A 14,070-nucleotide genomic window follows, 5' to 3' on the forward strand; every position below is an offset into this window, starting at 1 on the left:
CGGCGCGCCCCGCCGCGGGAGCGCCGGGGCGGGCGCGACCACCCGGGCAGCGCAGCCGGCGCCTGGACGGGCGCCAGCGGGCGGTTACGCCCTCTCCGGCTGCGCACGATCCGTACGAACGTCGGATGTCTCCGCCGCCGGGTCGGGCGTAGCGTGCGCGCCCATGTGCGACGGCGGCGCCGTGCGGGGGCACGGCGGCGGCGGCGCCGAACGGTGCGGGCGATCGCTCGCGGAGGGACGGCGGATGGCTTCGAGGCGCATGCGGACGAGGTTCGGGTCGATGGCGGGCGCGGCGGTGCTGGCGGCGGCGGCCGCGGGCTGCGGGGGGCAGGCGCCGGGGGACGCGGCCGCGTCCTCGGCGGCGGCGCGGGCCGCGGCGGACAGCCAGGCGCTGGCGGCCGCCCGCGCGGCGAGCGCGCGCTACCACGACGTCGCGGTGGCCGAGGCGGAGGGGTTCGTCCCGCTGAGCCCGTGCGTCGCGCTCCCGGGCGTGGGCGCGATGGGCATCCACTACATCAACCTCGCGCGGCTCCTCGATCCGGCGATCGACGCGGCGGAGCCGGAGGCGCTGCTGTACTTCCCCACCGCGGACGGCCTCGAGCTGGCCGGGGTCGAGTACGTCCTGCCCATCTTCCACGACGGCGCGCCGTGGATCGGGAGCACGCCGCCCGACGCCGCCGACGTGCCGCCCCGGCCCAGCCTGTTCGGCCAGGCGTTCCAGGGGCCGATGGAGGGCCACGGGCCCGGCGAGCCCTGGCACTACGACCTGCACGTGTGGGTCTGGCGCAACAACCCGGCGGGCACGTTCGCGCAGTGGAACCCGGCGCTGTCCTGTCCCTGAGCACCGCGCGCGATCCGCGATCACGCTGCGGTGGTCGCGGATCGCGCGCCGTGCCCGAGGATCAGGGGGGCGGCGGCGCCGCCGCGCCCGGAGCGCGGCGCGCGGCGGCCTCGGCGAGCAGGCGCTCCAGCTGGTCGAGGTCGGGCGGCTTCGCGAGGTGGGCGTCGAACCCGGCGTCGCGCGCGCGCTGCACGTCCTCGGGCTGCGCATAGCCGGTGAGTGCCACCGCGTACGTCGCAGCGCCACCGGGCAGGGCGCGGACGCGTGCCACCACCTCGTAGCCGTTCAGGTCGGGCAGCCCCACGTCGCAGATGAGCGCGTCCGGTCGCCGCTCCCGGACGGCCTCGACCCCCTGGCGTCCGTCCGCGGCGAGGCGGACCTCGTGCCCCTGCATCCTCAGGATCTCGCCCAGCGTCTCGCGCCCGTCGGCCTCGTCCTCGACGAGCACCAGATCGAGGCGCGGGGCGGTGGGCGTCACGGCGCGACCGACCACGCCGCCGGGGCGCGGCGCCAGCGGAAGGGTCACGACCAGCTCCGCGCCGCGGCCGGCCCCCTCGCTCCGTGCGACCACCGTCCCACCGTGCATGCCCACCAGGCTACGCACCAGGGAGAGGCCGATCCCCATCCCCCCGCGCGCCGTCCAGCGGGTGCGCTCCGCCTGCGCGAACGGCTCGAAGATCGCCTCCAGGAGACCCGGATCGATCCCCACGCCGGTGTCGCGGACCCGCAGCACGCAGGCCCCGGCCTCGCCGCGCACGGTCACGTCCACCCGCCCGCCCGGCGGCGTGAACTTCACCGCGTTGGTGAGCAGGTTGCCCGCGATCTGGCCGAGGCGCGTCGGATCGGCCTCCACCCACACCGGCTGATCGCCCATGTCGAGGTGCAGGGCCGGCCCGCGCTCGTCGAACAGCGGCCGGAGATCGTCGCTGGTGCGGCGCACCACCTCCCGAGCGTCGAGCACCGTGCGCTGCAGCGCGATCTTCCCGAAGTTCACGCGGCTCAGGTCGAGCAGATCGTCCACCAGCTTGGCGAGGTGATCCACCTGCCGCTCGATCACCGCGTTCGCCCGCTCTGCCTGGGCCCCCCCCGGCGGCACGCGATGCAGCAGGTAGACCGCGTTGCGGATCGGCGCGAGCGGGTTGCGCAGCTCGTGCGAGAGCACCGCCAGGAAGTCCGTCTTCCGCCGGTCCGCGTCGCGCAGCGCCTGCTCGCGCCGGCGGTGCTCGATGAGATCCGCGGCCTGCCTGGCCAGCAGGTCGAGCATCCTCAGCGTCACCTCGTCGGGCCGGTGCGGCTCGCGCCAGTGCGTGGAGATCATCCCGAGCGGCCGCCCGTCGCGGGCGACCAGCGGCGTGGACTGCAGCGCCCGCACGCCGGCGTCCTCGAGCAGGCGCCGCGCCTGCGTTCCGGCGAGCCACGGGCACGCCCGCGCATCCTCCACGACGTGCCGCTCCCCCCCGCGCAGCCGCTCGGGGCAGGCGATGGGATCGTCGGGCGCGCCCGCGAGCGAGCGCACCACCTCCGGCGGAAACCCGCGCTGCGCCACGAGCCGGAGCGCGGCGGAGCCCTCCTCCAGGATGTGGAGCGTCCCCATGCGCGCGCCCGTCACGGCCAGCGCCGCGTCCATCACCGCCTCGAGCAGCGTGGGGAGCGCGTCCTCGCCGACCAGGCGGGCGGCCACCTCGTGCAGCCGCTCGAGCGCAGCGCGATCGGCGACCAGCCGCGCCTCCGCGTCCATGCGCTCCGTGATGTCGAACACCAGCCCGGCGCTCCGGTCCGGGCGCTGCCCGCTGCGGGTGACCGCGGTGATCACCAGGCGTACCCAGCGCCAGCCGCCGTCCCCGCCGCGCACCCGCAGCTCGCGCTCGAGCTCGGCGGCCTTGCCCGTCGCGTAGGCGGCCAGCGCGGAGACCAGGCCCGGCGCATCCTCGGGGTGCAGCCGCTCCATCAGCCAGGGCACGAGCTCCGGGCAGCCCGGGAGCGCCTCCGGCGCGAAGCCCAGGACCTCCGCCATGCGGGGCGTGGTGAAGCCGCTGGAGAGGTCGGCGGAGTGCTCGAAGTAGGCGCCGCCGGAGGCGCGGATGACCTCCTTCAGCTTGCGCTCGCTCTCCCGCAGGTGTTCCTGGAGCTGCTTGTGCGCCGTCACGTCGGTCACGTACCCGTGCCAGATCACGCCCTCGCCGGGCTCCGGCTGCGGGGACGACCAGCCCTCGATCCAGCGCAGGCCGCGCGTGGGATGCTGGTAGCGGAACACGTCGTGCCAGCGCGAGAGCGTCCGGGCGGACGCCGCGATCCGCCGGATCACGCCGGGCAGGTCGTCGGGGTGGACGTTGCGCGCCCAGGCGGACATGTCTCGCGCGAGCTCCTGGCGCGAGACGCCGTACAGCTCCTCCGCCGCGGGCGTCGCGAAGGGCATCGACGCCGTGCCGTCCGGCCGGAGCCGGAACGAGCAGATGACGCCGGGCACGCTCTCGGCCAGCTTCGCGAACTGCTCGCGCAGCGAGACCTGCGGATCGGCCGGACCCCGGCCCGTCGCCTCCTCTCGCGAGGGTTCGCTGCCTGCAGGCGGCTCTGCCTCGCGGCGGGACATGCCTGCGATCTGCTCAGCGTGGCGCTGCGCCGCACGGCCCCGAGGACCCGAACCCTGCGTGCTAGGTCCGGCGGGTGCGGCCTGGCGCGATCCGGCGGAACTTCCGGGGGAGCGTGCCCCTCGGCCTCACGCGCCCACCGGCGGCGGTCGCGGATCGCGCCGACCTCGGCGCATCCGTCAGGCCTCCTCGCGCGCGCCGGTTCCGGCCAGGATCGCGCCGGGCCCGGCGCCGCGGGCGCGCTCGGGCGGGCGCGCCGCGGCGAGCCGCGCGAACAGCTGCGCCCGGCTGCGCGCGCCGGTCTTGTCGAACACGTGGGTGAGGTGATCGCGCGCGGTGTACGGCGAGATGCCCAGCGCCGCCGCGATCTCCTTCGTGCACAGCCCCTGGAGCGTGAGCTGCAGCACCCGGCGCTCGGCCGGCGTGAGCCCGAACGCGCAGACCTGCAGCTCGGCCAGCTCCACCGGCGCGGCCGGCTCGATCACCGCCGCGAGCTCCACGCCCGGGCTGCCGGCCGGGCGGAAGCCGTGCACGGTCAGCCAGCGCCCGGAGCGCGCGCGGGCCCGCACCCGCGCCGGCCCCTTCGCCTCCCCCGCCTCGTCGCGCCGGCGCGCGGCGGCGGCCACCGCCTGGATCGCGAGCGGCGGCGCCGACGCGGCCCCGCCCAGCTCCTCGAGCCAGCGCTCCGCGGCCGCGTCCGCCGCGACCCGCTCCAGCCCGGGCCCGAGCAGCACCAGCCCGGGCGCGTCCTCCGGCGCCCGCGCCGACGCGCCCTCCAGCAGCAGCGACGCGCGGAGCGCCTCCGCGAGCGTCGCGGCGATGCGCCCCAGCGCGCGGGCCTCCGGCGCGGTGAACTCCGGCCGGCCGCGCTCCCGGTACAGGTCGAGCCAGGCCCAGCAGCCGCCGCCGGCCACGCACGCGCTGCGCGCCTGCCGGCCCAGCCCGATGGGCGCGAGCACCTCGCGGAAGCGCGCGCTCCGCTCCGGCCGCCCGGCGGTGCTCACGCCGAGGACGCCCACGTGCCGCGGCCCGCGGGCGAGCGCGGACAGCTTGTCGTAGTCGTCCTCGCGGATCTCGTTGTCGAGGATGGCGGCGCAGTAGCGCTCCGGCAGCTCGTGGAGCACGCCGGCGGTGGGCAGCAGCGTGGCCGGGTCGGTGGCCGCGAACGCCGCCGCCTCGAACGGGATCGCGTCCGCGATCCGGCCGCGGGCGGCGTCCCAGAGCGTGGTCCAGGGCAGGCCCTGCCGGCACAGCGCCGCCACGTCCCGCTCCGCGCGCTCCGTCACGCTCCGGCGTTCCGGCATGGCCCACCCTCCTCGCCGGGGGCGCCGCGCCTCCGGTGCCGCTCCCCATAGCCGCCGGGCCCGCCGCGCCGCCAGGGCCCGCTCCAACTGGTGCAGCGGCGGGCGGCCCGCCCCGTGCCCCTACGCCCGTCGGATGGTGGCCGGCCGGCGAGGGCGCGAGATTGGGCGCACGCGCGGCGGCGGAGGCGGCCGGCGGAGGAGGCGACATGACGAGGGACGAGATGGATCGGCTGGTGAACCGGCACTTCCAGCAGGAGGCGCAGGACGACCTCGAGGGCGTGCTCTCCACGTTCACCGAGGACCTGCAGCACCGCTGCGTGGGCTCGACCTGCGGGCCGCTCTCGGGCAAGGAGGCGGCCCGGGGCTTCTACCGCCGGCTCTTCGCCGACCTGCGCGGCGAGGGCGTGCGCCCCATCGCGCGCCGCTACGGCGAGGACTTCCTGGTGGACGAGGCCGAGTGGACCGGGACCGTCGCCGACGCGAGCTTCTGCGGGCTGGCCGGGTGGTCCGGGCGCGCCACGTTCCGGATGCTCCACGTGTTCGAGCTGCGCGGCGAGCGGATCTCGCGCGAGGAGCTCTGGTTCGACGTGGCCGCGCTCCGGGCGCAGCTCGCGCCGCCCGCGCGCGCCCAGCGCGGCGACGGGGCCGCGGCGCTCGGCGCCGCGACCCCGGGGTGAGCCGGGCTACGCGATCTTCTCGAACCGCGACGCCGGCGTGCCGCAGACCGGGCACTTCTCGGTGGGGACGCCGAACTCGACGTCGCCGCAGACCGGGCACAGGTACACGTCCATCTTCGACAGGTCCTGCCCGGACTCGAGCGCCGCCAGCGCCTGCTCGAACAGCGTCGCGTGCACCTTCTCGACCCGGTTCGCCCAGTCGAGCATGGTCTTCGCCTTGTGCTGCTCGGCGATGGCCTGCTCGACCATGGGCGGGTACATCTCGGTGTACTCGTAGGTCTCGCCCGCGACCGCCTCGCGCAGGTTCTCGAGCGTCGAGCCGACGCCGCCCATGTTCTGGAGGTGCGCCAGCGCGTGGATGGTCTCGGCGTCCGCCGCGGCGCGGAACAGGCGGGCGATCTGCGGGTAGCCCTCCTTCTCCGCCTTCCTCGCGAAGGCGAGGTACTTCCGGTTGGCCTGGCTCTCGCCGGCGAACGCGACCTTCAGGTTCTCCGCGGTGGTGGGCATCGGCTGTCTCCTGTGCGGGTGGGTGAAGTGATCGGGGGCTACCCGGCCAGGCCCGGCCGCCCCTGCGCGCGGCGCTGGGCGAAGCCGCCCCACGCCAGGAACGCGATCTCGGCCGCCGCGATGAGGACCATCCAGATCACGATGGGCGAGTCGCCGAAGCCGTAGGCGTGGAGCCCGGTCCCGAGGACGTAGTTCACCCCGAGGTACGTCATGAGGATGGTCTGGAACGCGATGATGCTCCAGGCCGCCACGCCGAAGCGCCCGAGGAGCCGGTCGGAGCGGGCGTGCAGGATGGCCATGTACGCGAGGAACGCGACCAGCGACCAGACCTCCTTCGGATCCCAGCCCCAGTACCGGCCCCACGACGACGCCGCCCAGATCGAGCCGGTGAGGATGCCGGCGATGAGCAGGATCGAGCCGACCATCGTGTACCAGTAGTTCAGGTCGGCCATCTTCTCGATGAGGTCCTCGCGCTTCGGCGCCAGCGCGCCGAACGCGATCTGCATGTGCGCGATGATCACCCCGAGCGCCAGCACCGCGTAGCTCACCATGATGATGGGCACGTGGATGGCGAGCCAGGGCGTGCCGGTGAGCACCGGCGGCATCGGGTGGATGAAGCCGTCCATCGGCAGCAGGTCCACGAGCAGCATGGTGACCGCGGCGCCGGCGCTCGCGTTCACCAGCACGAGCCGGTTGCGGATGAACACGAGCGCGATGAGCGCGAACAGGCCCACGCCCCACGCCAGGAACATCATCGACTCGTACATGTTCGACGCGGGCACCCGGCCGCCCACCGCCCAGCGCACGCCGAGCCCCCAGGTCATCACGCCGAACCCGATCACCAGCAGCACCGCCGCGGCCGCGTCGAGCGTGCGGTTCCGCGTGCGCCAGCCCGCGATCGCGGCCACCAGCGCGCCGACCAGGACGATCCAGGCGATGCGGCTCGGGCGCGTGGCGTTGTACGAGACCTCGCGGTCCATGGCGGCGGCCGCCGGCCAGCCCTCCAGGCGCGGCCCGCGGGCCAGCTCGAGCAGGCCGGGCAGCCCCGGCTGCGCCGCCGGGTTCCAGCGCGCCTCCGCCGGCCCGCCCACCGGCACCGGGCGCACGCCGCCCGAGATGAGGTCGCCCATGCGCTGGGCGCGCTCGTAGAGCTTCTCGACGTCGGCGAGGACGCCGCGCCGCGGCTCGTTGCGCGCCTCCTGCGCGGAGGCCTGCTGCATGAGCTGACCGAACTGCGGGCTGCGCGCCACCTGCACCAGCGCCGCGTGCGTGGCGCCGGAGAGCCCGATCGCCTCGGCGAGCTTGGCGTCGTCGAGCGCGATCACCGGCTCGTTCGCGGCGGCCTGCGGGTTCGCCAGCCAGCGCGCCGCGACGGCCACCGCGTCCCGGCCCTGGAACTGGCGGCGGCCGGTGATCTTCCAGACGTTCTCGCGCGCCCAGGTGTCGAGCGGCATGATGCGGCCGTCGTACTGCACCGGCAGCCGGCGCAGCGCCTCCAGGTCGGCCTTCGTGACCTCGTCGGGCGCGGCGGCGGCGGGGCGCGCCAGCGCCAGCACGGCCAGGCTCGCCAGCAGCGCGGCGGCGCGGCGGCGCTGCACGATGCGGGTGCCGAACACCACGCACATGCCCAGCACCAGCAGCACGTAGCCGGCGAACACGATGGGCTGGCCCGGGTCCTTCGACACCGAGAACACCGACGCCTCGCGCCCGTTCTCCTGCTGGTAGCTCGACTGGAAGATGGTGTACCCCGCGACCTCCAGCGGGTGGTTCATCCAGAGCGCGCCCGGCGTGCCGGCCCCGGTCTGCGGATCGAGGATGACCACGTAGCTGCGGAACTGCGCCGGACGCATGGTCCCGGGGTAGTGGTCGATCTGGAAATCCATCAACCGGACCGAGAACGGCAGCGTGTGGCGCGCCACGAGCTGGCCGTTCTCCACCTGGTCGATCTCGTTGCCGGTCTGGCCCTCCCACAGGCCCAGCGTCCCCTCCACCTTGAAGAAGTACGTGACGAGCGCGCCGACCAGGATCAGCACCAGCGAGCCGTGGGTGAGCAGGTAGCCGATCCGCATCTTCCCGTAGGGGAAGAGCGACACCAGCGACGCGACCACGTTCACCGTGAACAGCGCCTGCAGCGCCAGGAACCAGGGCGCGTAGTAGACGAGCCGCCCCGCGACCTCGACGCCGGACCGCGACTCGATGATCGTGCCCGCCGAGAGCCCGAGCAGCAGCAGCACGAGCAGGATCACGGCGAGCTTCAGGGAGGACAGCAGCGCGAGGAGCTTCGGCATCGAACGACCTCTGCAGCGGAAGGGCTCCGGGCCGGGGTGTGTGCCGGCGCGGCGCTTTCGGGGGAAAGCGGCGGCATGGTACCACCAGGGGCGTCCCGGACGCGCCCCGAACCGGCGGCGGCAGGCCGGCGCAGCGCAGGCGTAAGTGCCCGGGCCGACGGTTCTTCCGGTGGTCGTGGGGCGGGCGCGACATCGCGCCGCAGGACTCCGGCGTCAGCGCCGGGGATGGCGCCGCGGACCCGGGGGATGGGACCCCGGTGCGCGACCGTGCTGGGAGGGCGCCGCGGACGCCGGGCGCGGCGGCTGCGCGTGCCCGGGCCGGTCGCGGGGGCCGGCGAGCGGGAGCCGCTCGACGCGGATCACCTCGGGGCCGGCGACCGGTCCGCTGCGGCGCCGTTCGCCGCCCCGATCCGCGCCGGGCTCGCGGCGCTCGGCCGGGCGGCCGCCGCGATCCGCGGGGCGTCCACCGCGATCGGCGGGGCGGCCACCGCGATCCGCGGGGCGGCCACCCCGGTCGCGCGGGCCTGGCGCGCGCTGCCGGTTCTCCGGCCCGCGCCGCTGCGGCGCGTCGTCGCGAGCGGGCGCGGCGCGCGGGACGGCCGCGTGCGCGGGGGCCGCGTGCGCAGGCGCGGCGTGCGGGGCCGCGGCGTGCGGCCGCTGGGGCTGGCCGCGCCCGCCGCCGCGGGCGGGCGGGTGCGCGGGCGCGCGGGCGGGCTCCGGGGCGCGGCCGGACGGGACGAAGTCGGGGGTCAGCTCGCGCCGGACGTAGGCGCGCCAGATCTCCCGCGCGTCGCCCGCCGCGGCGTGGAGCGCGGGGTCGAGCGCGGCGAAGAAGCGGCGCAGGTTCTCGAGGTCGCGCCGGAAGAACGCCTCCGCCTGCCCGTTGTGCGCCGCGCCCACCACCTGCGGGAAGTCGATGACCACGGGCCCTTCGTGCCCGAGCAGCACGTTGTAGGGCGAGAGATCGCCGTGGATGAGGTCGCAGCAGAGCATGCGCACCGCCTGCGAGCGCAGGTCGGCGTAGAGCGCGGCGGCGCGCTCGCGCGGCACGCGCGCGTCCACCAGGCGCGGCGCCGGGTGGCCGTCGGGGCCGACCACCAGCTCCATGAGCAGCACGCCCTCGTAGAACAGCACCGGGCGCGGGACCCGCACGCCCGCGGCGTGGAGCGTGTGGAGCGCGTCGGCCTCGCGCGCCTTCCAGGCCTCCTCCGCGGCCGCCTGGCCGAAGCGGCTCCCGCGGTCCATGGCGCGCTGCGTGCGGCTGTCGCGGACGCGGCGGCCCTCGCGGTAGGCCGCGTCGTTGCGGAACGTGCGCGTCTGGCGCGCCTTGTAGACCTTGGCCGCGACCACCTCGCCGCCGGCCTGGACCAGCCAGACCTCGGCCTCCTTGCCGGTCTTCAGGCGCGCGCCGACGGCTTCGACGACGCCGTCGGCGAGGAGCGGTGCGAGGGGGTCGTGCATGCGCGAGAGGGCGCGGGGCTACTTCTTCGGCGCGCCGCCGGGACCGCCGGGGCCGCGCCCGCCGCCGGGACCGCCCGGCCGCCGGCCGCCGCCGCCGCCCGGCCGCCCGCGCCCGCCGCGCTCGTTGCGGCGGTCCTCGCGGAGCGAGTCCATCGAGAAGCCGCCGGTCGCGGCGCCGGCTCCCTTGCCGCCGCCGCCACCGCCGCGGCCGCCGCCGCCCCCGCCCCGGCCGCCGCGACCGCCCCGGCGCCCGCCGCGATCCTCGCGGTCGCCGCCGGCGGTCTGCTTCATGCTCGCGGGGAAGATATCGACCAGGAACTGATGGCCGCCGAGCGTCTTGGCGCCGGCGACCGGCTCCTCGGCCCCGAAGACGCGGACCAGCCGGACGTCCTCGGCGCGGCGCCCCACCACCTCGACCGCGGCGCGGAGCAGCGCCAGGCGATCGCCGGAGACGCCGGTCGCCTCCGCCACCGCGGCGTCGAGCGCGGCCTTCACGGCCTCGCTCTCGCCCTGGGGTGCGGGCTGTGCGGGGGCCGCGGCCGCCTCGGGCTGCGCGGCGTCGGCGGCGGGCGCCGCCTCGGCCGGCGCGGCGGCCTCGGGCGCGCCGGCCTCCGGCGCGGGCTCCGTCGTGGGCGCCGGGGCGGGCGCCGCCGCGACGGGCTCGGGCTCGGCCGGGAGGTTGCGCCGCGCGGCCGCGATCGCCGCCGCCGCCGTCCGGATGAGGGTGCCGCTCAGCTCGGTCAGGGTCTTCATGGGGCCGTAGCCATACACCATCGGCCCGCGCCGACAAAGCGCCGCGGGGACCCGCCTCGGCGGCGGCCTAGGGCCTGGGCGGCGGGTGCTGGCGCGCCCAGGCCTGGAACCGTCCGGCGGCCCCCTGGAGGCGGGGTGAGGCGGTTGCCCAGGAGAAGGACCGGGTCAGGCGCAGGTCGCGGAGCGGCAGGATGCGGAGCGTGCCGGCCGCCACCTCGAGCTGCACGCTCCAGCGCGAGACGAACGCCACCCCCAGCCCCGCCACCGCGGCCATCTTGATCGACTGGTTGGAGCCGAACAGGAGCTCGGAGCGGCGCACCGAGCGGGCCCCGAGGACGCCGGCCAGCGCCTCCTCGACCACGGCGCGGGTGTTGGACCCGGGCTCGCGCAGCAGCAGCGGCGCCGAGGCGAGGTCGGCCGCGCGGGAGATGCGCAGGAGGTCGCGCGCGGACGCTGCGGCGACCGCCACCAGCTCGTCCTCCAGGTAGCGCTCCAGGTGGACGCGCGGCGAGCGCAGCCGGCCCTCCACGATGCCGAGCGGCACCTTGCCGTCCGCCACCCACTCCAGCACGCGGGCGGTGTTCGCGACCTGGAGCCGGAAGGGGACGCGGCCGTGCACCGCGCGGTAGCCGGCCACGAGCGGCGGGACGAGATAGGCCGCGGTGGTCATGCTGGCGCCGAGCACCACCTCCTCGCCCACCCCCGGCTCGTCCTGGAACGCACCCTCCACCTCGCCGAGCAGCGCGTGCACCTGCTTGGCGGTGTCGAGCAGGCGCAGCCCCCAGTCGTTCGGCGTGACGCCCTTCGACGAGCGGACCAGCAGCGCGCGGCCGCACTCCTCCTCCAGCGCGCGGATCTGCGCGGTGACCGCCGGCTGCGACAGGTGGAGCAGCTTGGCGGCGGTGGAGATCTTCCGGGCCTGCGCGACCACGCGGAAGGTCTCGAGCTTGCGGGGATCGAGGCGGCGCACGCGCGCAGGCTATCAGATCCCCTGCGCGGCCGGGAGGCGGCCATCAGCTCCGCCTATGGTCCATCCGATCTTGCGTGGAGGCGCGGCGCGCCGGCGGGCGCATCATCGCCTCCGGAACACGCCGGGCCGCGCCCGGCCGCTCAGCCCCGGAGGGCACCGCACATGGCCTCGATCCAGAACCGCGTCACCCGCACCGTCGTCGCGCTCGACGACACCGCCAGCTGCGCCGAGGCCGCCCGCCTCATGACCGACCGCGGCATCGGCTCGGTCGGCGTGCGCCGCGGCGGGACGCTGGCCGGCCTGGTGACCGAGCGCGACGTGGTCGCCGCGGTCGCGCGCGGGATCGACCCGGCCAAGACGCCGCTCGCCGCGGTGCTGCGCCCCGACTTCCCCGCCGTCGCGCCGCAGGCCACCGACGCCGAGTGCGCCCAGCTCATGCGCGCCCGCCGCACCCGCCACCTGGCGGTGCGCGAGGGCGGCGCGGTGGTGGGCGTCATCTCGATGCTCGACCTGGTGGACCTGGTGGTCGAGGAGAAGCAGTCGGACATCGAGCAGCTCGAGAGCTACATCCGCGGCGGCCGCGCCCACCAGCTGAGCGAGCCCATCACCACGCTGTTCTCGCACGCCGCGAACACGGCCTATTAGGCCAGGCTCGCTCCACGGGGCTGCGCCCCGATCTCACCACGGCACCGGCCGGTAGTCCTTGAAGAACTGCCCGGCCGGATGCCGCCCGGTGCGGAAGCCGTCGAAGATGGGCGCGACGATCCGCGCCGCGCCGTCCACGATGTCGAGCGGCGGCGAGAACGCGTGCTCCTCCGCCTTGCGCGCGGCGAGGTGGACCGGGTCCTCGTCGGTCACCCACCCGGTGTCCACCGCGTTCAGGAAGATCCCGTCCTTCGCGTAGTCCGCCGCGCTGGTCCGCACCAGCATGTTGAGCGCCGCCTTGGCCATGTTGGTGTGCGGGTGCCGGTCGGTCTTGTGCTCGCGGTAGAACTGCCCCTCCATCGCCGACACCATCACCACGTGGCGGGCCGCGTCGCCGCTGGTGGCGGTCCCTTCGGGCGCGCCCGGCGCCCGCGTCATGAGCGGCTTCAGCCGCGACGCCATCACGAACGGCGCCGTCGCGTTCACGAGCAGCACCTCCAGCAGCTCCAGCGTGGGCACCTCGTGCAGGCGCAGGCGCCACGAGTTGTGCGTGCGCAGGTCCACCTGCTGCAGGTCCTGGTCGAGCACGCCGCGCGGGAACAGCTCCAGCGCGCTCTTCCCCGGCAGGAGCGGGTCCGCGTCGCTGCGGGCTTGCGAGAGCAGCGCCGGCCCGGTCACGCCCGCCGCGCCCCCCTGCCCGCGGAGCGCGTCCCGGAACGCCTCCCAGTCGCGCAGCAGCGCGCGCTCGGCCGGCGGCAGCGCCGAGGGCGGCGCCTGCTCGGCCTCGAGCAGGTGCGCGTAGAACCCCGGGGGACGCCGCACCGTCTGGCAGGCGTTGTGGACCTGGAAGTCGAGCCGCGGCAGCGTCGCGTCGAGCCGCTGGCAGAGCAGCTCCACGCTGGGGGTGTGGCGCAGGTCCACGCCGTGGATCGAGAGCCGGTCGCGCCAGCGCCCGAAGTCGGCCTCTCGCGCGTAGCGCGCCGCGGCGTCGCGCGGGAACCGGGTCAGCGCCACCACGCTGCAGCCCGCGCGGAGCAGCAGCAGCGCCGCCTGGTAGCCGATCTTCACGCGCGCGCCGGTGACGAGCGCCACCCGGCCGCGCAGGTCCGCGCCGGCGGTGCGGCGCGCCTGGTTCTCGTCCCCGCAGGCGCGGCACAGCTGATCGTAGAACGGGTGCAGGCGGCGGAACGTCGCCTTGCAGACGTAGCACTTGCGCGGCTCCGACAGCTCCGGCCCGGTGTCGTCCTCCGCGCGCGGCGCGCCCGCCTCGGCGCCGGCCCCGCGCGCGCCGGGCAGCCGGGGCCACCAGCCGGACGCGTCGGCGCCGGGCGGGGGCAGCTCGGGGAGCGGCGCCACGAACACCGGCGCCTGCCGGAGCCGCTGGATGCCGGTGTCGCGGCGCAGGTCCGCGTCCCGGGACCGGCGCGCGCGGTGCTCCTCCTTGAGCAGGGCCTTCTGCAGCTTCTTGCGGGCCTTCAGGTCCGGCCGCGCCACCTCGCCGGCCAGCCGCTGCAGCGCCACGCGCGCGTCCGCGTCCACGCGCGCGAGCACGGTGCGGTCCTCGGCCACCCGCGCCAGCACGCGGAGCGCCGCCGCGAGGTCGGCCGGATCGAGGTCCGGCCCGCCGCCGTCGCCAGGTGTCGCCATGGGGGCGCATCCATACCCCGCCCGCGGGCGCGTGCCCACCCCCGGCGCGCGGCGGCGCGCCGCAGGCGTCCCTCGTCCGCGCGTCCCGGCCCTGCGGGTCGGGCGCTCGCGCGACTTTTCCCGGCGGAGCGGGCGGGCGACGCTGGGCACGGTCGCAGGGGCCGGCGAACCTGAGGGGGGACGCGATGATCCACTTCTACGAAGAGGCGGCGGGCGGCGCGGCGTGCCGGGCGGAGAACGGCCGGTTCTGGACCATCGTCCCCGTCACCGTGTCCTGCCCCGCCTGCCAGGCGGTGCTGGCCGAGCGCGAGGCGGAGCGCCGGGCGCAGCGGGCGGCGCCGCCCCCGTGCGCGCCGGTGCTGCTCGGCCGGCTGCGCTCGGCCTGAGCC

Annotated in this window: 12 protein-coding genes; 4 read left to right on the top strand and 8 right to left on the bottom strand. The window is 76.5% G+C overall.

What is annotated here, in order from left to right:
- Positions 1-259: 259 nt before the first annotated feature.
- Positions 260-841 (top strand): hypothetical protein, encoded by a 582-nt coding sequence (locus ACOQFB_RS12740; protein WP_494492237.1) that lies wholly within the window; start codon positions 260-262, stop codon positions 839-841.
- Between the two features lie 61 nt (positions 842-902).
- Here ACOQFB_RS12740 and ACOQFB_RS12745 read toward each other — a convergent pair whose 3' ends face one another.
- On the bottom strand, positions 903-3,431 hold the full coding sequence (locus ACOQFB_RS12745) for an ATP-binding protein (RefSeq protein WP_421609919.1): 2,529 nt from the start codon (positions 3,429-3,431) through the stop codon (positions 903-905).
- A gap of 177 nt (positions 3,432-3,608) precedes the next feature.
- On the bottom strand, positions 3,609-4,733 hold the full coding sequence (locus tag ACOQFB_RS12750) for a helix-turn-helix transcriptional regulator (protein ID WP_421609920.1): 1,125 nt from the start codon (positions 4,731-4,733) through the stop codon (positions 3,609-3,611).
- Between the two features lie 206 nt (positions 4,734-4,939).
- On the opposite strand from ACOQFB_RS12750, the gene ACOQFB_RS12755 reads away from it, so the two are divergent.
- Positions 4,940-5,410, top strand: a complete 471-nt coding sequence (locus ACOQFB_RS12755; RefSeq protein WP_059439129.1) for a nuclear transport factor 2 family protein — start codon at positions 4,940-4,942, stop codon at positions 5,408-5,410.
- Positions 5,411-5,416: 6 nt separating this feature from the next.
- Here ACOQFB_RS12755 and ACOQFB_RS12760 read toward each other — a convergent pair whose 3' ends face one another.
- The 5 genes from ACOQFB_RS12760 to ACOQFB_RS12780 all read right to left on the bottom strand — a co-directional run bounded on the left by ACOQFB_RS12760 (position 5,417) and on the right by ACOQFB_RS12780 (position 11,389).
- On the bottom strand, positions 5,417-5,917 hold the full coding sequence (locus ACOQFB_RS12760; RefSeq protein ID WP_059439128.1) for a rubrerythrin family protein: 501 nt from the start codon (positions 5,915-5,917) through the stop codon (positions 5,417-5,419).
- A gap of 38 nt (positions 5,918-5,955) precedes the next feature.
- Positions 5,956-8,205: a cytochrome c biogenesis protein CcsA gene (locus ACOQFB_RS12765; RefSeq protein ID WP_059439127.1), complete on the bottom strand. Its 2,250-nt coding sequence runs from the start codon at positions 8,203-8,205 to the stop codon at positions 5,956-5,958.
- A 213-nt stretch (positions 8,206-8,418) separates the two neighbouring features.
- A complete protein-coding gene (locus ACOQFB_RS12770) occupies positions 8,419-9,666 on the bottom strand; it encodes an RIO1 family regulatory kinase/ATPase domain-containing protein (protein WP_494492238.1) in 1,248 nt (415 codons plus the stop codon).
- An 18-nt stretch (positions 9,667-9,684) separates the two neighbouring features.
- Complete coding sequence (locus ACOQFB_RS12775; protein ID WP_421610644.1) at positions 9,685-10,419, bottom strand: translation initiation factor 2; 735 nt, start codon at positions 10,417-10,419, stop codon at positions 9,685-9,687.
- A gap of 67 nt (positions 10,420-10,486) precedes the next feature.
- Positions 10,487-11,389 (bottom strand): LysR substrate-binding domain-containing protein, encoded by a 903-nt coding sequence (locus ACOQFB_RS12780; RefSeq protein ID WP_059438750.1) that lies wholly within the window; start codon positions 11,387-11,389, stop codon positions 10,487-10,489.
- Between the two features lie 162 nt (positions 11,390-11,551).
- Between ACOQFB_RS12780 and ACOQFB_RS12785 the strand changes: the two genes are divergently transcribed.
- Complete coding sequence (locus tag ACOQFB_RS12785; protein WP_059438751.1) at positions 11,552-12,034, top strand: CBS domain-containing protein; 483 nt, start codon at positions 11,552-11,554, stop codon at positions 12,032-12,034.
- Between the two features lie 33 nt (positions 12,035-12,067).
- On the opposite strand, the gene ACOQFB_RS12790 is transcribed toward ACOQFB_RS12785, so the two are convergent.
- Positions 12,068-13,681: an SDR family oxidoreductase gene (locus tag ACOQFB_RS12790; protein ID WP_421610645.1), complete on the bottom strand. Its 1,614-nt coding sequence runs from the start codon at positions 13,679-13,681 to the stop codon at positions 12,068-12,070.
- 185 nt (positions 13,682-13,866) lie between these two features.
- On the opposite strand from ACOQFB_RS12790, the gene ACOQFB_RS12795 reads away from it, so the two are divergent.
- On the top strand, positions 13,867-14,067 hold the full coding sequence (locus ACOQFB_RS12795; RefSeq protein WP_059438753.1) for a hypothetical protein: 201 nt from the start codon (positions 13,867-13,869) through the stop codon (positions 14,065-14,067).
- Positions 14,068-14,070 lie beyond the last annotated feature (3 nt).

The sequence above is a fragment of the Anaeromyxobacter sp. Red801 genome, assembly GCF_049201065.2.
GTDB lineage: Bacteria > Myxococcota > Myxococcia > Myxococcales > Anaeromyxobacteraceae > Anaeromyxobacter.

What these genes read in the sequence shown, in the direction of transcription:
- ACOQFB_RS12740 (WP_494492237.1), top strand. Translation starts at nt 260, where the DNA reads ATGCGGACGAGGTTCGGGTCGATGGCGGGCGCGGCGGTGCTGGCGGCG.
- ACOQFB_RS12745 (WP_421609919.1), bottom strand. Translation starts at nt 3,431, where the DNA reads ATGTCCCGCCGCGAGGCAGAGCCGCCTGCAGGCAGCGAACCCTCGCGA.
- ACOQFB_RS12750 (WP_421609920.1), bottom strand. Translation starts at nt 4,733, where the DNA reads ATGCCGGAACGCCGGAGCGTGACGGAGCGCGCGGAGCGGGACGTGGCG.
- ACOQFB_RS12755 (WP_059439129.1), top strand. Translation starts at nt 4,940, where the DNA reads ATGACGAGGGACGAGATGGATCGGCTGGTGAACCGGCACTTCCAGCAG.
- ACOQFB_RS12760 (WP_059439128.1), bottom strand. Translation starts at nt 5,917, where the DNA reads ATGCCCACCACCGCGGAGAACCTGAAGGTCGCGTTCGCCGGCGAGAGC.
- ACOQFB_RS12765 (WP_059439127.1), bottom strand. Translation starts at nt 8,205, where the DNA reads ATGCCGAAGCTCCTCGCGCTGCTGTCCTCCCTGAAGCTCGCCGTGATC.
- ACOQFB_RS12770 (WP_494492238.1), bottom strand. Translation starts at nt 9,666, where the DNA reads ATGCACGACCCCCTCGCACCGCTCCTCGCCGACGGCGTCGTCGAAGCC.
- ACOQFB_RS12775 (WP_421610644.1), bottom strand. Translation starts at nt 10,419, where the DNA reads ATGAAGACCCTGACCGAGCTGAGCGGCACCCTCATCCGGACGGCGGCG.
- ACOQFB_RS12785 (WP_059438751.1), top strand. Translation starts at nt 11,552, where the DNA reads ATGGCCTCGATCCAGAACCGCGTCACCCGCACCGTCGTCGCGCTCGAC.
- ACOQFB_RS12790 (WP_421610645.1), bottom strand. Translation starts at nt 13,681, where the DNA reads ATGGCGACACCTGGCGACGGCGGCGGGCCGGACCTCGATCCGGCCGAC.
- ACOQFB_RS12795 (WP_059438753.1), top strand. Translation starts at nt 13,867, where the DNA reads ATGATCCACTTCTACGAAGAGGCGGCGGGCGGCGCGGCGTGCCGGGCG.